Below are 18,761 nucleotides of genomic sequence, written 5' to 3' on the forward strand. Positions count from 1 at the left end.
TTAGGAAATAACTACAATTAACATGATATGTTTTAAACATATCTAATAATAAAATTCTTTTACCCTTTTAACCAAAAAAAGGTACTTTGTTATATTCAAACCAATGGATTAGCAAATTTGCATTTTCAACGATTTCGATTTTCATTTTTGCAGTCTTTTCCCCATAAACAATAAAAATATTTTTCCCACACTTATCTATCTTTTTAGGATTTAAAATAACTTGTTTTAACATCTCCTCTGTAAAATGGGCCCTTCTAACATCCCTTGTTGCCCTTTCAGTATACCTTATAGGATTTTCCACTGTTGGCTTTACTAATTCTTTAAATTCATTAATCATGGGTACTGCCACCTCCCTGCACTTAACTTTTATCATTTTAATTAAATCACCATAAATGTGAAAACATTTGACACATTTGTATTTTTTAAAGATCTTGTGTACTATAAACACACATCATATTGTTTATAAATCTACGTAATTTTCGTTAAAACATCTTTGCCTTGTCCAACCAAGACATTAAGACTTCCATCTTTTTCATAAGGCATTTCAGGAAAATCAAAAGGATTATATGGTTCTAACCCACTTACTGTTACTTTAATCGGTGGGAAAGTTATCTTTTGGAAGGATGACCTCCATCTTGCGTTCCATATAACTCAACCGTAATACCACCACTATGAGATAAACATACGAATCCAACTTTATCTGATAAATAAAATTGCTCTGTATCACTACTTGCCTTTTTAGCCGCATCTTCTTCTTCCTTATTTTTCTTTAACTGTTCTTCTTGCTTAATATTAGCTAAGTCCTCTTCCAAAGCATATCTGTAAGGCATATATGTTTTTTCTTTTCCTGGTACGTATAAGGACGCAAAGTATCCAATTAATTCTGTAGGTGCTTTTGTTGCTGCCTTCACATTTCCATCAGTATTATATCCAAAGCTCTTCTTTCCATAATAAAGAATTCCAAAATGTTCTTCATTCCAGTATTCTATGGAATCCTTAATTGGAAGACCCTTCATCGTCTCAATAAATGGATCTAAAAGTTTTTCTTCGTTATAATCTTCATTAACATACCCATCTAAATTTACTATTATCTCATCTGACTTTTTACTATCATAATTTACTATAAATGACTTTATATTTTGAAAATATACTTTCATCTCCTTATCTTGTTCTTGTAGAATCTTTACCCCAAACTCATCAAAATCATATTTATCTATTATCTACTTTGGTATATTTATTGGTTTTCTCATAAATTTAGTTATTACAATTATAAACCAAATTAAATAAAACAGCATACAAGCAAGCAGTATATAAATATTACTGTTCATTTTTCCATACTTACATAAGGTATATAATTCATAAAATAAAATCCAATATACCATCATAAATAAGGGATTAATTATAGAAAATAAAAGTATTCTTCTTAGTTTAATTAGCATGTATTTCTTCATCTTTGCCTCTTCTCAACTATTTTGTTAATATATATAAGCTATACAACAAAATACTATTACTTCACCATTGTTGCCATGAAATAATTTTTCTTCAAAATTAGTCATTTAACATGATGCTTTAGTCATAAAAGAGAATAAAGAATATACTTATTCTTATTTGTTTATGATAATTATAATGTCCCTTTCAAAATTACTCATATAATCTGATAAATCCTTTTGAATTTCACATTTGTATTTATAAGAACTGTAATAATTTTTTCTATTAAAATGCTACAAAATTCAGCATATCAACTTAGGAAATGCTTTTTCCCCATTCATTTATAATTTCTAATGCAGGCATAAGCCCCTTGCATTTCTCTGTTAATGAATACTCAACATGAGGAGGAACCTTGTTATATTCTATCCTTTTTACGAGTCCATGCTGCTCTAAAGACTGTAAAGACCTGGTTAGCATAATGTTAGTTATTCCAGGTATACTTCTTTTAAGTTCATTGTATCTTAGTATCTTGTCTGTATATAAATTCCAAATGATTGGAATTCTCCACTTTCCCCCAATAACTTCAAGAGCATCAACAACTGGACATTTGCCATGACATATGTGTATTGTTTTTTCTAACTTTTCTTTCATAAAATAATCCCCCCAATTTAAGGCACAAAAATGTGCGTACTTGATATTTTGTTCCTATATAAAATATACTAATACCATATCAAATTATAGGTTTAGTGTAAATCATTAATAAAATGGGAGTGTGGAATTTTTGAAAAAGCTATTTTCAGAATTTAGTATTAAAAATGTAAAAATTAAAAACCGTATTTGTGTACCTCCAATGGTAGTTGGATTTTCTCCTGATGGATATGTAGCACCAGAAAATGTTGAACGTTATAAAAAATTAGCTCAAGGTGGTGCTGGATTAATAATTCAAGAAGCTACATGTATTAATGCTGATGGAAGATTATCTTCAAAACAACTTGGAATATGGGAAGATGGACAAATTGAAGGATTAAAAACTATAGTTGATACAGTTCATAAAGAAAACTGTGCTATATTTATTCAAATTCATCATGCAGGAGTTGTTGGAATATCTGAAGCTCCATTATGCCCAAGTGCCTATGAATATAAAAATCCTTTAAAAACTGTTGTTGGTCGTGAAATGACTATAGAAGATATAAAATCTATACAAAATGACTATATTAAAGCTGCCAGAAGAGCTTATGAAGCCGGCTATGATGGAATTGAACTTCATGGTTGCCATGGATATTTAATTAGCCAATTCTTAAATAAGAGAGTAAATAAAAGAACTGATGCATATGGAAAGAATCCTGAAAACTTTGTAACAGAAATATTAGAAGGAATTAGAAAAGTAACTCCTGAAGAATTTGTTGTAGGAATACGTTTAGGTGGATTTGAACCAACAGTTGAAGATGGATTGCATCATGCTAAAGTATTAAAAGCTAATGGCATAGACTTCCTTGACATTTCTTATGGATTCTTTAATGAACTAGAAATGAATGCGCCTGAAGGATATAAATTCTCTAATGCAGTTTATGCAGCTGAAGAAATTAAGAAAGAAGTTTCTGTTCCAATATTTGCAGTTGATGGTATCTATTCAGCCGAGAATGCAGAAGATATATTAACTGAAACAAATGTAGATTTAGTGGATATTGGTAGAGGATTCCTTATAAATCCTAATTGGGCAAATGATGCTAAGGAAAGCAAAGATACTGGTAAGTGTTTAAAATGTGCTAAATGTATGTGGTTTAGCCAATCTAAAGTTTGTGCTGGTAAAGTTGTATTTGAACGAAATAATAAATAATTATAATACTTTTACTTATTAGAAAAGCTGATTTCTGTATTAAACAGAATCAGCTTTTTTGTACAACTTTTGCGCTTGATAAAAACTGATGATACACTGGTTGTGCCCTTGATTGAGGGGCATTTTTAACAACCTTTGCAGATTGTATTCTTACTATAACAGCACGTGAAAAACTATATTCAAGGATTGGAACATATTCTATTAATAATTCTATTCAGATAATAGAGTTTCAAATAGTTCCTTATTAAAGGAATAAATTATTTACTTCTAACACATCTTAAAATTTATATAATCTATATGCTTATTTTTTACTCGGTAACTTCATTATTCCATTATTCTTTTTTATCATGTTATATATTTTAGGGTATTTTTTTATTATTTTATTTTGATAACTCATACCAAATGTTAGTTTTACAAAGTAAAATAATAAAATCTCACTAATTAGATTTGCAATAGCAGTTAGCATAAATGATTCTAATAGATTAAATAAAACTCCTCCAATAATTATAAAAACTGTGCATGGAATTAGAGTAAAAATTCTTAATGATGCAATTCCATATATCCCCTGCTAATAATGGTCATTCATAAGTAGTTAACTCTATCTATATCCCTATGATAAATGGTACAGTTGACTTTATGTCAATATATTATTCTTTCTAAATCACCTTAAAAAACATAACCACTTGGAACATCTCATTCTATTCTTTTAAGTTTTATGGAAATTTAATTCATCACTCGCCATATACCTCTTTAGCTAATGCAAATGCTGCCCATGCATTAGGCCATCCTACGTAGAACGCAAGATGAGTGATAATTTCTGATATTTCCTCAGCAGTAACACCATTATTCTTTGCATTAGCAATATGATATTTTAAGGAATTATCAAATATTCCCTTTGTTATTAGTGCAGTTACAGTAATGATACTACGATCTCTTAATGATAATTTATCTTCTCTTGCCCATACCTCTCCAAAAAGAACATCATCATTTAATTCTGCAAATTTAGGTGCAAATGATCCAAGAGCATCTCTACCTGCTGTTTGTTTTTTCATAATTATATTCCTTCTTTCTGTACTATCCCGCAGCACATGCAATCTTTAAAATTTCTAATATTTCATCTGCTGTCAATACTTTATATCCTCCTAAAAGCACAGTTGAATTTGCAATTAGTGGAAGTATCTCTTCTGTTGCACCAAGTTCTTTTATATTAGTTACTATACTGCATTCTTTCATAAAACTTTCCATAGCATCAATACCAGCTAAAGCAACTTCTTCCTTTGTCTTTCCAGTTTCATCTACAGCCCATACTTGCTTAGCAAAACGAACAAACTTATCTAAACCAAACTTATAGATATATCTGTAATATGGAAGTGATATTGCCGCAAGGCCCATACCATGTGCACAATCAGTATAAGCACCAAGTTGATGTTCTATCATATGCACTTCCCAGTCTTGTGTCTTGCTCAATCCCATAATAGGATTCATTGCAAGGGTAGAACTCCACATTAAATTACTTCTTGCTTCATAGTCATTAGGATTTTGTACTGCAATTCTTGCACTGTTGATAACAGAACGAAGAAGTCCTTCAATTAAATAATCACTAGTAACATCATCTTCACCTGAGAAATAAGCTTCCATCAAATGTGACATCATATCAAAGATTCCGCTAACCATCTGATATTTAGGTAGTGTAAATGTATATTCAGGGTTTAATATTGAAAATTTAGGATTCATTTCTGATGAAAAAACACGTCCCATTTTAAGTTTCACATCATTATTGGTAATAACTGATCCCCCATTCATTTCAGATCCAGTTCCTGCCAATGTAAGAATAGATGCAACTGATACTATTTTATTATCTACAGGTTCAAAGTTTACCCAGTAACGTGTCCAAGCATCTCCTTCGCAATATGCAGATGCGGAAATTGCCTTTGCACAGTCAATTACAGAACCACCGCCTACAGCTAAAATAAGATCTACATTATTCTCACGTACAAGTTTAGCTCCTTCCATGACTTTTTCATAAGTTGGGTTTGCCATAATTCCACATAATTCAACTATACTTTTACCATTTTCCTTTAAGATAGATATAACCTGGTCATAAAGTCCGTTTTTCTTAATGGCACCTTTTCCATAAGCAAGCATAATAGTATCACCATAATTTGCAAGCTCACTACTTAAATTATCTAAAGCTGATTTTCCAAAATGTATTGTTGTTGGGTTTTGATAAGTAAAATCTATATTCATTCTTTTCTCCATTCCTGCGCCTCTTTTGCGCATCAACATTTTTTATTTTAGTTTTCCATATTCCTCTTCAGATACAGGCTCTAACCACTCATTAGATGCTCCTTCTGCTGGAACTTCTACTGCAAGATGTGCAAACCAGCTATCTGGTGCAGCTCCATGCCAATGTTTTACTTCTGGCGAAATATTCACTACATCTCCTGGATGTAACTCTTGTGGTTCTTTTCCCCATTCCTGATAGTATCCTCTGCCAGCAGTACATAATAACACCTGGCCCCCCTTATGGTGTATATGCCAGTTATTTCGGCATACTGGTTCAAAAGTTACATTACCTATCCCTATTCCTTCCATCGTCAACATGTTTAAGTAGCTCTTTCCTATAAAATACTTTTCAAACATTCTATTTTCTTCTCCCATAGGGAATACTGTAGCTCTTTTTAATTCTTCTAAACTATTCATTAATATCACCTCCAAATTTTTTACTTTCCTATATTTTATGTTGTGAATCTTATACTAATTTAATTACGCAACAAAGAAATATTATATTTCCATCCTACTACTTAGAGCTAACTCCAAGTCAAGTTTTTTTATTTTAATCATTGGTCAGCAAAAAGCCCACCTATGAGCAATAGATTCATTTTTACCTAAAGGACTTTCTTCATATCCATCATGAAAGCAAACTAGTTCACTATCTTCAATTTCTTCACCTGTAATGTCAGAGTTTTTACTTTTCTTTTTCCTTTTATGTGTCTTCTTATTATTTTTGGCATCTAAAAATAAAGGAATATGCCCCTGATCGTTACAAACTATATCTTCACTTCCATTATTAATTACATTTATTTCTTTATTAAACTCATCATTAGTATCTTCTATTTTATTTTTATATTCCTCGTCCTTATTATGTATATCATCTTTCATATTAATTTCTTGCTCTTCTATTTTCTCTTTATTATCATTAAGTTTATTTTTCTCTTTAACTTTAATATTTTGATGTTTCACAAAATTTTTCACCCTATAAATCTTACCTTCATCAAATTCAATCATCTCTAAATCTATTAAAACATCTAAAGCTAATTTAATCTGATCTACATCCCTGTTAAATTCTATAGCCAAAGTTTCTACTGTATATGGAATATTTTTAGAAAGATATAAATTACCTTCCAAATTTACCTTTCCAGCTAAAGTTACAATTCTAGTCCAAACATAATGAATAAGGTCCCTTTCTGGTTTCATATCTATTATCTTAAATTTAGTATCATCGTACATATCAACTCTAAATTTCACATATTTTCTCTCTCTCATGAATTATCTTCCCCTTAACTTTTATTTTTTTATGCTTCTTCTATTTAAGATATATACTAAAATTAATAAAAGTTCAGTTAAATTCAAAATTTTTTTTATTTAAAAATTAAAGCATGACATAAAAAAACTGTAGATGATTTGTATTCACACAAAATCTATCTACAGCCCTATTTTCTTATACATCACTATTTTCAGTTGCTTCCTTTTACTATTAAATATACTTGTACTTTTTTATTGATATACCAACACCAATTATGAAAATTATTATTAGAGATACCATACAGAAAAGAGATGGTACATAATTTCTTCCTACATTTTCATGAGGACTAAGTAAAATTGGTGCGCTCCATGGATAAAATGATGCAATTTTTGTATTCACTACTACTAAATTTGCAAACGAAACAGAAATTATAAATATTATAGCAGGCAATACACTCTTTGACGAAATAGCTACAGCACTAACTATACAAATAAGCATAAAGTGAAATACCATCATTTTTATAAAAGCACCTAAATAATATAGAAAAATTGCTGCTGTTAAACTTTCATGTTTTATTAATAGACCTAATCCTATTGAAAGTAAGAATATGCCAACCAAGGTGCTAACTATAATAATGAAAATAAATAATAGCTTTGACATTAGAATTTTCATTCTGTTAATAGGATAAGTAAAAAGTATATTTATTGTTTTTGTTTCATACTCATGTCCAAAAGTATAAGCAGTTATTATTCCATAAACTATTGAACAGACAATATAATTTAAAAATGTTATTATGTTATTTAAATATCCATCCCATTCAACTAAATCATATTTTTCATTAAAAGCATACATTAAAAATGAAATAATAGTAGGAATACACAATACTAATAAACAATACTTTATTTTTTCTTTTCTAAACTTAAAGATTTCTTTCCTTACAAATCTAATCATAACTTTACTCCTCCTGAAAGACTTACAAAATACTCTTCAAGATTTTCTCTGCGATTAATTAGTTCAAATAACTCCAAATTATTATCTATTAATAGCTTACTTATAAGATTTGTTTTTATATTTTTTTCTTTTAAATCAATTCTTATATATTTATCTTCAATTAATTCACTATTCAAACCAAAGTGACTTTCTAAAATCTTTTGTGCTTTTTCTATATTATCAACCCTTATATCAGCATATTCTAAGCAGTTATTTTTAACTTCTTCCATAGCTACTTCTTTTAATAAAACGCCTTTATCTATGATTCCTAATTTATTTATCATAAGTTCAAGTTCACTTAAGATATGGCTGGATATTATTAATGTTAATTGATTTTCTGATGCAAGCCTTAATATAAATTGCCTAAGCTCTACTATTCCTAATGGATCAAGCCCATTTGTAGGCTCGTCTAATATTAAAAGTTTAGGCTCATGTAAAATTGCACGAGCTATGCCAAGTCTTTGTTTCATTCCCAATGAAAAATTTTTCACCTTTTTATTCCTATCTTTTAATAACCCAAGCTTTTCTAAAGATTTATCTATTGTCTTTTCATCTCTTATTCCCATATAATTTATGTGAAGCTTTAAATTTTCATAAGCAGTTAACTCTTCATACGATGAAGGAAATTCTATAATTGAACCAATATCCCTTAAATAAGAAATATCATTTCTTCTTACTTCACTTCCAAAAATATTAACACCTCCACTTGTAGGAGGAATTAATCCTAATATCATTTTTAACGTAGTAGTTTTCCCAGCTCCGTTTTTTCCTATAAATCCATATATATCTCCCTTTTCAACATTCATACATAGATTGTTTACACTTATCTGCTCTTTATATCTTTTAGTTAAATTTTTAGTTCTTAATATATATTCCATGCTAATCTCCTAAAAATTAAATCATCCATAATTTTTGCCTGTATTATTCATTGGATTATAATTTTGCACAGAACTTATTATAACATATTTTCAAAAATATTACATGTTAATCTAAGCTTGATTTTGCTCACTTGTAAGTATAAACATTCTTTCTTTAAAAAACATATTAAACAAGGCAATAGAACGACCTATACCAGGCACAGCTACTAAAGTTCCTAAACCAATACCGATTACTTTCCCTGAAAACACCATACCTATAGTAATGGCAATAATAACAGATGATATATCTACAATGTTCTTTGCAAATCCAAGATTTTTCCCAATTCTCTCCCCTAAAGCTTGTGTAAAACCATCTGCAGCATTAGGAACTAACTTCATTTCAACTGAAATAGCCACCCCTATTCCTGTAAGCACTATTGCTATCATAAGTAAAATTAGGTTTATTATAAAACTATCAATATTTATTTTTATCATCCCATCAAAAATATTAATCACTCTACTAAAAATAATACTCATAGGAATCTGTAACAAGTCGAGCGTTCTAACTCTCATTCCTCTAAGTGCTATCTGTCCAATTACACAAAATATATAAACACACAAAGTAGCATTACCTAAGTTAATTTCGAATATTTGCGAAATACTATAAGGAATTGCATTAATAGGAGAAACTCCAAGTCCAGTCTTTGTGTTCAAGGTAATTCCTAATGCAAGTAATACAAGTCCAATAATATACATAATTCCACGAAAAAATTTCTTCATATAAATTCCTCCATTCTCATAACATTCATTATATTGATTTTTAATCTAAAATTCTACTTTGTAAATTTATATCAAATATTTAAAACAAAAAATAATAGAAGCTATCTGTTAACAAATAACTTCTATATTTTACGTATTCTTATAAAGAATCTAGTTTAAAATGCTAATGAAAAGAAAATTAAATAGTGCAATAATTTTATTGCACTATTTAATCACCATTATTTAACTTTAAAAACCCCTCTATGTTTATTGATTCTTAAAAGATATATACATGCTTATTATGGCATCATTACTGTTTCTATTACATGTATAACTCCATTTTTCCCAATAATATCTTTACCTACAATCTTAGCCCCGTCAATATACACCTCATTATTCCTAACTTCTATTTTTGCATTCTTCCCATTTAACATTTTTATTTCCTTACCATTTAACTTTAATATTTCTTCTGACACGAGTCTTTGAGGTGTAACATGATAAGTTAAAATATTTTCAAGATTCTCCTTGTTGCCTGGTTTTAAAAGATCTTTCATAATATTTTCAGGAAGCTTTGCAAATGCATCATCTGTAGGTGCAAATACTGTAAATGGCCCTTGCCCCTTAAGTGAATCCTCTAACTCAGCAGCCTTTAAAGCAGCTACTAAAGTTTTAAATCTACCATCTCCAACAGCAATATCAATAATATTTTTTGAATTATCTTGTTGCTCCTTTTGTTGCGAATTTGTGACTTGTTCACTTGCGTAAGAACTTAACCCCACAGTGTTAAATAATAATACCATTATTAATATAGGTATTAGCTTTTTAATTTTCTTTTTCATAATAAATCTCCCTTTCTAAATTAAATTCAACGAACTTAGTATGCACAGTTACTTCTAGATTTATTAGACAATTTATAATTTTACATTTAATAATAATATATAAATAATTAATTATACTCTGAATAAAAGAACATTTTTAGCTACTGATTTTTCTGTAAATACCCAATATTTATGCATAAAATCTAATATAATGTAGATTACGATAATATTATTGTATTTTTTTATTTTTTAACATAAAATGTTAGCAAAGGTAGCTACTTTACATTTATATTCTTCATCTTAGCTTAGAATATAAATTTACGAAGTAAGCTTATTAATACATAAATAGATGATTTATTATACTTTACATAATAAATCGTTGTAACGTGAGACAAACTATCTTAGATTTTCTATTTAGAAAATGATGGATATATTAAATAAAAAAATATGAAAGGATGATTTTATAATGTTAAAATCAAAGTTATCTAAATTTTTCAAAGTATCTATACTAGCTGTAACTTTTCTATTTACAACTGCTATTTCTGGTTTAAATAACGCATCTGCAGCTACTACGCTATCATCTGACTTTAATCAATTAAACTCTACAAAAATTGTGTATGAAATGGGTGCAGGTTGGAATTTAGGAAATCAACTTGAAGCCACAGATGGGAATGGTAACCCTAGCGAAACAGCTTGGGGAAATCCTACAATTACAAAAACTCTAATCAAAAAAGTAAAAGAAGCTGGATTTAGAACAATTCGTATTCCTGTTTCATACTTAAATAAAATAGGTAGTGCCCCAAATTACACTATTGCTTCTTCTTGGTTAACTAGAATCAAAGAAGTAGTAGATTATGCATATAGCGAAGGTTTATTTGTAATTATAAATATGCATGGTGATGGTTATCCTACAGTTTCTGGATCATGGCTTTTATGTAATTCAAATGACCAAGCAACTATAAAAGCTAAATACCAAAAAGCATGGGAACAAATTGCAAATACATTTTCAAATTACAATGAACGTTTAATATTTGAATCAATGAATGAAGAATTTGATGGTACTTACACTCCACCAAACAGAACATACTACTCAAATATAAACGCTTATAATCAAATATTCCTTGATACAGTAAGGCAAACTGGTGGCAATAACAGTGCAAGATGGCTTCTAATTCCAGGTTGGAATACAAATATTGATTACACAGTTGGCGATTACGGTTTTGTTATTCCTACAGACAACTACAGATCAAATACAATTCCAAGTTCTGAAAAAAGAATAATGATATCAGCCCATTATTACTCTCCTTGGGATTTCTGTGGAGACCAATCTGGGAAAACAACCCAATGGGGACAAACTTCTAAAGACAGTACAAAAAAATCAACTTGGGGACAAGAAGATTATTTAAATTCACAATTTAAAGCTATGCACGATAAATTCACAGCACAGGGATATCCTGTTGTAATTGGAGAATTTGGTTCAGTAGATAAAACAAATGATGATTCCACTAACAATACTTATCGTGCTATATTTACACAAAAAGTATGTTCAACTGCAAAAAATTATGGAGCTGTACCTGTTGTATGGGATAACGGATATAATGGACAATATGGCTTTGGCTTATTTAATAGATCTAATGCTACTGTAACACAACAAGGGATTATTGATGCTATAATGAGCGTTGAAGGTGCACCTACCGTACTTAAAGGTGACGTAGATGGTGATGGTGAAGTATCAATGTCAGATTGTATTGCATTGAAGAAATATTTATTAAATCCTTCATTAAATATAAAAGAAAAGAATGCAGATATTAATGAAGATGGAGAAATAGACATTAGTGATTTATATGCCCTTTATGATTTATTATAATTATTAATAAAAATTAAAACTGGCAGTATGTTTATAACATATTGCCAGTTTTCTCATATCATAAAAGCAATTTAAATATTGCTGCCAAGTGATTCAAACTTATTAAGAATTTTTATATATATTTTGCATATCTTTTAAGAATCTTAGAAATAGGTAAAGCTAATATCAATCCAACGATAATTTGTGTTAAATTTCCAGGCATTGAAGCCACTGGTGTTATCCAATTCCCATAAAGAATTCCTTCTGTAATATAATATCCAAAAATCATCCAAGCACCAGATAAAATTATTCCAACTATATCTAAACAAAGACTATTTCCATCTCTTTTTTTACTCCATGCAATAGACCCAAGCATATACCCCATAACTCCTCTTACAACAAAGGTAAATGGTGCCCAAAGTGCCCATCCTGAAGATAAATCAAAAATTGCCATACCTACAGCTCCAGCTATAGCACCTTTTTCTTTTCCAAAGACTATTGCTGCAATAAATAACATCACAGTTCCCAAATGAACTAATCCACCATTAGATAAAAAGGGTAATCTAATATTAATAAATGCAGTTGATACAAAAACTAATGCTATTAATAGTGCTGTCTCCACCATGTCCTTCGTTCTTAACCTAACTTTTCCTTTACTTTCTTCCATTTTTTCTGCCCCACCTTTATTTATTTTTATAAAATCAATTTTGCTTATCTATCCAAGTATTTATAAAACAGACCCACTAATTCCTTATCACTATTAAAACCTAAATCCTTTAATCCATTATCAATGACATTTAATGCATAAACTATTTTATCTTGACGAGCATTTTCTCCCATATGTCCTATTCTTAAAATTTCATTATCGTATGGTTTCAATGATGTTATTATTAAAGTATTATATTTTTTTAACATATAATCTTTAAGCTTTAAAGCCCCTATATTTTCTGGCACTTTAACAGCAGTAACTGTATTAGAATAGCCGCCATTTAAAAATAACTGAAGACCATATTCCTTTATAGCTTTTCTTGTTGCATTTGCTATTTTTTCATGTCTAATAAGTACATTTTCAATACCCTCATCTAAAATATTATCCAATGCCTTACTTAGTCCCATAATATCGCTTATTGGCATTGTATATGGAAACCATTTATCTTTATAATAATTTTCCCAAATTGTTAAATTACAATAAAACCCTACTATAGGAGTTTTTCTATTCTTCATTGCTTCTTTAGCCTTTTCACTAATACTGACCATAGTTAATCCAGTTGGAGCTGAAAATGCTTTCTGTGATCCTCCTAAAGCTATATCAATTTTCCACTCATCAACTTTTATTTCTTCACCAGCCATTGCTGAAACAGAATCAACAACAGTTAAAATACCATATTTATTTAATAGAGGGCATATCTTTGATAAATTATTTAATACGCCTGTTGGAGTATCGCAATGGACTATTGTGGCATACTTAAAGTTGTGATCCTTTTCTAGAAACTCACTTAATTTCTTTTCATTTATAGCATTATCGTAGAAGTCTGAAAAATATACTCCTTCTCCTCCATACATTTTTACAAAGCCTTCAAACCCTCTTCCATAAATCCCATTATCTATCACAAGAACTCTATCACCTGCTTCTGTAAGAGATGCACATGCTGCTTCTAGTCCTAAAATACCTTCTCCACTTAGTATGTAAACTGGATTTTCCGTTTTTATAATTTTACCTATCTTATCACAAGTATTTTTATAGAACTCTACAAATTCTTCATCAACATCTGGATTAGTAGTTATCTTAGCTCTTTCTAATCTGACATTTTCTCTTACACTTGTAGGCCCTGGTGCATAGACAAATTTATTATTCATTAACAACACCTCCATCTTCTTTCTCCGCTTAATATTGATAAAATATCATATAAAATAAAAAAAGTAAATTGTACTGATACAATTTACTTTTTTGCTATACTATTTATTTAAAACTTTTTTACTTAGCAAAAACTCTAATGCAATTTTATATCTATTTAATACATTTTCATGATGATCATATTCATCCCAAACCATTTTTACATTCTTTATCCCAATTCTTCTTTTAAATATTTCATAAGATTCCTCAGAAAGCTTAGGTAAGTATTTATGTATAGTAATTTTATTTTTCCCCTCATTTCTACCTGCAATCATAATAAGTTTGAAATCATTATTTAGCATATTTTCTTCATTAATAAATTTAATCCAATTTTCATACCATTGAGAAGCACATATACTTGCAATTTCACCATAATCATCATTTTTATAGATTGAATATAATGAGACTAATGCCCCAAGAGAATACCCCATAATTTTTCTATCTTTTTTATCTTTGTTTACTCTAAATTCACTTTCAATATAAACCTGTAAATAACCTGATAAAAAGTCAAGATATTCGCCACCATTTCCTTTGAAATCCTGAAATCTCTTATCTAATGCTTTTGAGAACCATGGAGTATATTCGTTTACTCTATTCTTAGGCGTAATCCCTACTATTATATGCTCTTCTAAAGATCTCTTTAAAAATTCATCTTCTATATAATCAATTAATTCATTAAAAATCTTTTTAAATTTATCTCCATCAAGAACATAAATTACAGGATACTTTTTATCATTAGTTTTATATCCTTCTGGCAAATAAATCAACACTTCTCTATCCAATACTACTTTTTCTAAAATTAATCCTCTCACTCTTGTTTATCCTCTCTTTAATCTATTAAAAATAATCCACCTTCTGCTATTTTAATTTATTCTTTTAATACATTATAATTTTCATATTGTTGATAATAATTATCAATTACTATTAGTATATATTATTTTTTCTACCTATTCAAGGAATTATATTGTTATGAAAGATATAAAGAACTATCGCAAATAAATTTTAACTACTTTGGATTTGCGACAGCTCCCTTTTATAATTTATTATGATGTGCTAGTTTCCATCAAATATTTTTTAATTTAAATTATTGGTCTTATTAGCCTAATTGCATCTAACCCCATATAGCTATCAAGAGAAGAATCTAAAGCATTTGCAATTTGAGCCTCTATTGTAAATGTTCCATCTGCTGTAAAAGTGTGACTCCAATAAGTCCAAGGTGTATGCCCATAATCACCAACATCACTCACACTATAATTAAATGGTGTTGCTATTACATTATTTCCTGCTTTTATCCTTACTTTACTGTTATCATTAAAAGGTAAATAATCATTTGCCTTAAAAAATGCCCATCCTTCAATTTTATCTCCAGCCTTAGCAGCAAATGTTTGTGATATTGTTGTATATGATCCTGGACCATCTGTCTTCAACAAAGCAAAATAACATTCATCAATTGGTCTATAAATAAGTGTGGAAGATGGCTCAAAAATAAATACTGTTTCAGCAGATGCTCCTGTGGGAACAACTACATTCCAATCTGCAAAAGCATTCTCAAAACTTCCATTCCGTAGAGTTTCTACAATGTTCCCTACATTAATGATAAAGTTTCCTTTAATTTTTAGCGCATGATCTTCTCCATATACAAATTCTTCTGGACTATCAAATTGTAAATCCTTATAGCCAACTGAAACATGATAATTACTATTAAAATGCTCTAACACAAATCCAAGTATTCTATCTATGCGCATAGTATAAATTCCACTTATACTAGCATTGCTATCTGATATTCCCAATTGAGATGCCGTATATTGTGCACTTATTATATAATTTATAGATCCAACTACTCTCAATTTCTTTAATTTTAATTCATAATCTTTTACAACATGCTTTTTATTGCATGGATCATTAAATGTTATATCGGTTTTCTCTATACAAGGTTCTACTATACAATTTAAAGATGGCATTATAGAAATTTTCAAGCTATCCCAATCCCCACCAATAGATTTGGGTAAGAAATCCTTTGGTACATTAAGAAGGTTGTTGAAAGGTATTATATTTTTACAATCCCCTTTACAATCTCTAATACCACATTTATTGAAATTATACTTGTCAACTACTGATTTTGCTTTCATCTGGAGTTCCCCCTATGATTAATATTATTTTAAGAAAAACTCGTCCTTCTTCTTACTTATAATATATTCATTTACAATATGGCTTGATACAACTTTAGTTATGTAATCTAAATTTACGTATTTTCCCAAAAGAAAAAATAGGTTTGTAAAAAACCTATCTTTCCTAAATGTTTATTAAATTAAGCTTCATTTGTACTAAATGTTCCTTCTATAAAATTCTTAGGATTAAATACACGTTCTATTTTAGGTAATGTTATACCCAAAGTCTCCTTAAGAACATCCTCTACAGTTTCTACAGGTATTATAGTTATTTGTTCTTTTACCTCCTCAGGAACATCTTTTAGATCAATTACATTATCTTTTGGAATTAGAGCTTTTCTTATTCCAGCCCTTTGAGCTGCTATCAACTTTTCTTTAAGTCCTCCTATCGGAAGTACTGCTCCTCTTAATGTAATTTCTCCTGTCATTGCAAGTTTTGAATCTATCTTTATTCCTGTAACAAGAGATGCAAGTGCTGTAAATAATGTTATTCCAGCTGATGGACCATCCTTATGAACTGATCCTGAAGGGACATGAATATGTAAGTCTCTTTCCTTAAAATTCATTGCATTTACTGGTAACCTTGATTTTAATAAACTCAATGAAATTCTTGCTGACTCCTTCATAACATCTCCTAATTGTCCAGTTAAAATAACTTGTCCATTTCCTGGCATATCAGTAGCTTCAATAAATAATATTTCTCCCCCTACTGCTGTCCATGCAAGTCCAGTTACAACTCCTGGTGCATTATCCTTTTGAGCTTTATCATGACTTGAAATCTTTCTTCCAAGTATATCATCTAACTCTTCTGCTGTAATTTTAAATGGTAGGTCAACCTTATTAGCTACAATCTTCTCTGCTGCTACTCTGGCAAGTGTTGCTAACTGCTTTTTAAGTCCTCTTACCCCAGCTTCTAAAGTATATTCACTAATAATTCTTCGTAGTCCTTCATCTTCTATAACAAGTTGTGTGTCGGCCAATCCATGTTCTTCAAGAACCTCTGGAATCAAATACTTTTTACCAATATGGAATTTTTCATTCATAGTGTAACTAGATATTTGAATTACTTCCATTCTATCCAATAGCGGTCTAGGAATGGTATCTAAAGAATTAGCTGTTGCTATAAAGAATACATCCGATAAGTCATATGGTAAATCTAAATAATGATCAGTGAAAGTATCATTTTGCTCTGGATCTAATACTTCTAATAAAGCACTAGCTGGATCACCATTATAGCTAGAAGATAGCTTATCTACTTCATCTAAAACCATAACAGGGTTTGTTACTCCTGCCTTTTTTATACTTTGAATAATTCTACCAGGCATTGCTCCTACATAGGTTCTTCTATGTCCTCTTATTTCTGCTTCATCTCTTACACCACCAAGACTTAATCTTATGTACTTTCTATTAAGAGCTTCTGCAATACTCTTACCTAAACTTGTTTTTCCCACACCAGGAGGTCCTACTAACAATAATATAGATCCTTTTTTATCCTTTTTAAGTTGCATAACTGCTAAATGTTGAATTATTCTATCCTTTACTTTTTGAAGACCATAATGTTGCTGGTTTAATATACTTCTTGCACCTTCTAAATCAACTGTTTTTCCTTCATTCCTTTTCCAAGGCAACTGTATCAATAACTCTAAATAGTTACGTATTACATTATATTCAGAACTATTTGGACTTTGGTTTTGTAATTTTTCTAGTTCCTCTAAAGCTGTTTCACGAGCTTCATCTGGCATTTGAGCTTCTTCAATTTTTTTATAATAATCTTTATCTTTTTTAGCTTCTTTGCCTTCATTTAACTCATTTTGAATAGTTTTTAGTTGTTCCCTCAAAACTGATTCTCTATAATTTTTATTAGCTTTTTCAGTAAATTTTTGTGCCATTTCTAATTGTAATTTTATATGTTCTTTCTGCTTTAATAGATAATCCATAAACTTTAAGCCTCTAGCCTTTAAAGATTGAGTCTCTATTAAATCATATTTTTCTTCATTTGAAAGTGGCATAAAAGGTGCTAAAAGTCCAATAATTTTATTTAAATCCTGCTGTTCTTCCACACTTTCTATAAAATCTTCTGAACCTTTAAAATTCTCACTAATTTCTCTAGTGATCCTTTTAATGTAACTTACCATTTCTTCCTGATTTTTTTCTGTAATATCAACTATATCAGATGCAAATTCAAATTCTGCACTAATTAAAGCTTCTTCAAAGTTCATAGATTTTATCTCTACTCTATCTAATGCTAAAATTTCAATTTGATATCCTCTTCCCATTTTTTGAATTTTATTTATTTCAAATGAAACCCCTATACGATAAAAATCTTCTTCTTTTAAATTATTCTGATTGAAGTTTTGTTTTAAAGGTACTGCAACATTAACTGTTTCATCATTAGATAAATTTTCAATTTCCTTTTCACTAAATCTATTTAACCTTAAAATATGAGTCATTCCTGGAAGCAGAACTGCTTCTGATACAGGAATTACAACTCCTTGGTTATATTTTTTCTCTATATTCATCGTCTTAATCATCCTTTCTTTTGCTATTTAAATAAATGAGCATTCGTTTATATGTTTTTTAAAAAATAGCGAAACATTTCTGCTATTTACAAAATTTCTCGCTTACTCTTATATTAATC

At 29.5% G+C, this 18,761-nt stretch carries 18 protein-coding genes; 2 read left to right on the forward strand and 16 right to left on the reverse strand.

The genetic code is table 11. The annotated features are described in order from the left end of the window. Window positions 1–67: 67 nt before the first annotated feature. From H9661_RS07370 to H9661_RS07380, 3 genes are all read right to left on the reverse strand, one after another. A complete protein-coding gene (locus H9661_RS07370; RefSeq protein WP_143318281.1) occupies window positions 68–337 on the reverse strand; it encodes a hypothetical protein in 270 nt (89 codons plus the stop codon). Between the two features lie 271 nt (window positions 338–608). Next, window positions 609–1,157 carry a hypothetical protein gene (locus H9661_RS07375; protein WP_191768040.1) on the reverse strand — a complete coding sequence of 183 codons (549 nt, stop codon included), beginning with the start codon at window positions 1,155–1,157 and terminating at the stop codon, window positions 609–611. 586 nt (window positions 1,158–1,743) lie between these two features. Further along, the gene (locus H9661_RS07380) at window positions 1,744–2,079 is read right to left on the reverse strand and encodes a winged helix-turn-helix transcriptional regulator (protein ID WP_143318282.1); all 336 of its coding nucleotides are present in this window, start codon (window positions 2,077–2,079) and stop codon (window positions 1,744–1,746) included. A gap of 121 nt (window positions 2,080–2,200) precedes the next feature. Between H9661_RS07380 and H9661_RS07385 the strand changes: the two genes are divergently transcribed. Then, complete coding sequence (locus H9661_RS07385; protein WP_341480412.1) at window positions 2,201–3,265, forward strand: oxidoreductase; 1,065 nt, start codon at window positions 2,201–2,203, stop codon at window positions 3,263–3,265. Window positions 3,266–3,996: 731 nt separating this feature from the next. Here the strand turns inward: H9661_RS07385 and H9661_RS07390 are convergent. The 8 genes from H9661_RS07390 to H9661_RS07425 form a co-directional block, all read right to left on the reverse strand. Then, window positions 3,997–4,317: a carboxymuconolactone decarboxylase family protein gene (locus H9661_RS07390; protein ID WP_143318284.1), complete on the reverse strand. Its 321-nt coding sequence runs from the start codon at window positions 4,315–4,317 to the stop codon at window positions 3,997–3,999. Between the two features lie 22 nt (window positions 4,318–4,339). Beyond that, complete coding sequence (locus tag H9661_RS07395; protein WP_191768117.1) at window positions 4,340–5,512, reverse strand: iron-containing alcohol dehydrogenase; 1,173 nt, start codon at window positions 5,510–5,512, stop codon at window positions 4,340–4,342. Window positions 5,513–5,554: 42 nt separating this feature from the next. Then, on the reverse strand, window positions 5,555–5,968 hold the full coding sequence (locus tag H9661_RS07400) for a cupin domain-containing protein (protein ID WP_185966892.1): 414 nt from the start codon (window positions 5,966–5,968) through the stop codon (window positions 5,555–5,557). Between the two features lie 144 nt (window positions 5,969–6,112). Then, on the reverse strand, window positions 6,113–6,811 hold the full coding sequence (locus H9661_RS07405; protein ID WP_191768044.1) for a phage replisome organizer N-terminal domain-containing protein: 699 nt from the start codon (window positions 6,809–6,811) through the stop codon (window positions 6,113–6,115). A gap of 211 nt (window positions 6,812–7,022) precedes the next feature. Further along, window positions 7,023–7,742 carry an ABC transporter permease gene (locus H9661_RS07410; RefSeq protein WP_143318286.1) on the reverse strand — a complete coding sequence of 240 codons (720 nt, stop codon included), beginning with the start codon at window positions 7,740–7,742 and terminating at the stop codon, window positions 7,023–7,025. Then, complete coding sequence (locus H9661_RS07415; RefSeq protein WP_143318287.1) at window positions 7,739–8,659, reverse strand: ABC transporter ATP-binding protein; 921 nt, start codon at window positions 8,657–8,659, stop codon at window positions 7,739–7,741. The genes H9661_RS07410 and H9661_RS07415 overlap by 4 nt, the downstream gene beginning before the upstream one ends. 111 nt (window positions 8,660–8,770) lie before the next feature. After that, window positions 8,771–9,418: a YczE/YyaS/YitT family protein gene (locus H9661_RS07420; protein ID WP_143318288.1), complete on the reverse strand. Its 648-nt coding sequence runs from the start codon at window positions 9,416–9,418 to the stop codon at window positions 8,771–8,773. A 278-nt stretch (window positions 9,419–9,696) separates the two neighbouring features. Continuing rightward, window positions 9,697–10,236, reverse strand: a complete 540-nt coding sequence (locus H9661_RS07425; RefSeq protein ID WP_143318289.1) for a fasciclin domain-containing protein — start codon at window positions 10,234–10,236, stop codon at window positions 9,697–9,699. A gap of 445 nt (window positions 10,237–10,681) precedes the next feature. Here H9661_RS07425 and H9661_RS07430 point away from each other — a divergent pair, with 445 nt between their 5' ends. After that, complete coding sequence (locus tag H9661_RS07430; protein WP_191768046.1) at window positions 10,682–12,082, forward strand: cellulase family glycosylhydrolase; 1,401 nt, start codon at window positions 10,682–10,684, stop codon at window positions 12,080–12,082. 112 nt (window positions 12,083–12,194) lie between these two features. On the opposite strand, the gene H9661_RS07435 is transcribed toward H9661_RS07430, so the two are convergent. The 5 genes from H9661_RS07435 to lon form a co-directional block, all read right to left on the reverse strand. Beyond that, window positions 12,195–12,728 (reverse strand): ECF transporter S component, encoded by a 534-nt coding sequence (locus tag H9661_RS07435; protein WP_143318291.1) that lies wholly within the window; start codon window positions 12,726–12,728, stop codon window positions 12,195–12,197. A gap of 44 nt (window positions 12,729–12,772) precedes the next feature. After that, complete coding sequence (locus H9661_RS07440) at window positions 12,773–13,918, reverse strand: pyridoxal-phosphate-dependent aminotransferase family protein (protein WP_191768048.1); 1,146 nt, start codon at window positions 13,916–13,918, stop codon at window positions 12,773–12,775. 99 nt (window positions 13,919–14,017) lie between these two features. Then, window positions 14,018–14,767 (reverse strand): alpha/beta hydrolase-fold protein, encoded by a 750-nt coding sequence (locus tag H9661_RS07445; protein WP_191768050.1) that lies wholly within the window; start codon window positions 14,765–14,767, stop codon window positions 14,018–14,020. 267 nt (window positions 14,768–15,034) lie between these two features. Continuing rightward, the gene (locus H9661_RS07450) at window positions 15,035–16,084 is read right to left on the reverse strand and encodes a carbohydrate binding domain-containing protein (protein ID WP_191768052.1); all 1,050 of its coding nucleotides are present in this window, start codon (window positions 16,082–16,084) and stop codon (window positions 15,035–15,037) included. A 179-nt stretch (window positions 16,085–16,263) separates the two neighbouring features. After that, complete coding sequence (lon, locus tag H9661_RS07455) at window positions 16,264–18,642, reverse strand: endopeptidase La (protein WP_191768054.1); 2,379 nt, start codon at window positions 18,640–18,642, stop codon at window positions 16,264–16,266. Between the last annotated feature and the right edge of the window lie 119 nt (window positions 18,643–18,761).

Origin of the sequence: Clostridium cibarium (assembly GCF_014836335.1) — a bacterium.
Lineage (GTDB): Bacteria > Bacillota > Clostridia > Clostridiales > Clostridiaceae > Clostridium > Clostridium cibarium.

What these genes read in the sequence shown, in the direction of transcription:
- H9661_RS07390 (WP_143318284.1), bottom strand. Translation starts at nt 4,317, where the DNA reads ATGAAAAAACAAACAGCAGGTAGAGATGCTCTTGGATCATTTGCACCT.
- H9661_RS07405 (WP_191768044.1), bottom strand. Translation starts at nt 6,811, where the DNA reads ATGAGAGAGAGAAAATATGTGAAATTTAGAGTTGATATGTACGATGAT.
- H9661_RS07430 (WP_191768046.1), top strand. Translation starts at nt 10,682, where the DNA reads ATGTTAAAATCAAAGTTATCTAAATTTTTCAAAGTATCTATACTAGCT.
- H9661_RS07380 (WP_143318282.1), bottom strand. Translation starts at nt 2,079, where the DNA reads ATGAAAGAAAAGTTAGAAAAAACAATACACATATGTCATGGCAAATGT.
- H9661_RS07435 (WP_143318291.1), bottom strand. Translation starts at nt 12,728, where the DNA reads ATGGAAGAAAGTAAAGGAAAAGTTAGGTTAAGAACGAAGGACATGGTG.
- H9661_RS07370 (WP_143318281.1), bottom strand. Translation starts at nt 337, where the DNA reads ATGATTAATGAATTTAAAGAATTAGTAAAGCCAACAGTGGAAAATCCT.
- H9661_RS07410 (WP_143318286.1), bottom strand. Translation starts at nt 7,742, where the DNA reads ATGATTAGATTTGTAAGGAAAGAAATCTTTAAGTTTAGAAAAGAAAAA.
- H9661_RS07400 (WP_185966892.1), bottom strand. Translation starts at nt 5,968, where the DNA reads ATGAATAGTTTAGAAGAATTAAAAAGAGCTACAGTATTCCCTATGGGA.
- H9661_RS07425 (WP_143318289.1), bottom strand. Translation starts at nt 10,236, where the DNA reads ATGAAAAAGAAAATTAAAAAGCTAATACCTATATTAATAATGGTATTA.
- H9661_RS07415 (WP_143318287.1), bottom strand. Translation starts at nt 8,659, where the DNA reads ATGGAATATATATTAAGAACTAAAAATTTAACTAAAAGATATAAAGAG.
- H9661_RS07450 (WP_191768052.1), bottom strand. Translation starts at nt 16,084, where the DNA reads ATGAAAGCAAAATCAGTAGTTGACAAGTATAATTTCAATAAATGTGGT.
- H9661_RS07420 (WP_143318288.1), bottom strand. Translation starts at nt 9,418, where the DNA reads ATGAAGAAATTTTTTCGTGGAATTATGTATATTATTGGACTTGTATTA.
- H9661_RS07395 (WP_191768117.1), bottom strand. Translation starts at nt 5,512, where the DNA reads ATGAATATAGATTTTACTTATCAAAACCCAACAACAATACATTTTGGA.
- H9661_RS07440 (WP_191768048.1), bottom strand. Translation starts at nt 13,918, where the DNA reads ATGAATAATAAATTTGTCTATGCACCAGGGCCTACAAGTGTAAGAGAA.
- lon (WP_191768054.1), bottom strand. Translation starts at nt 18,642, where the DNA reads ATGAATATAGAGAAAAAATATAACCAAGGAGTTGTAATTCCTGTATCA.
- H9661_RS07375 (WP_191768040.1), bottom strand. Translation starts at nt 1,157, where the DNA reads ATGAAAGTATATTTTCAAAATATAAAGTCATTTATAGTAAATTATGAT.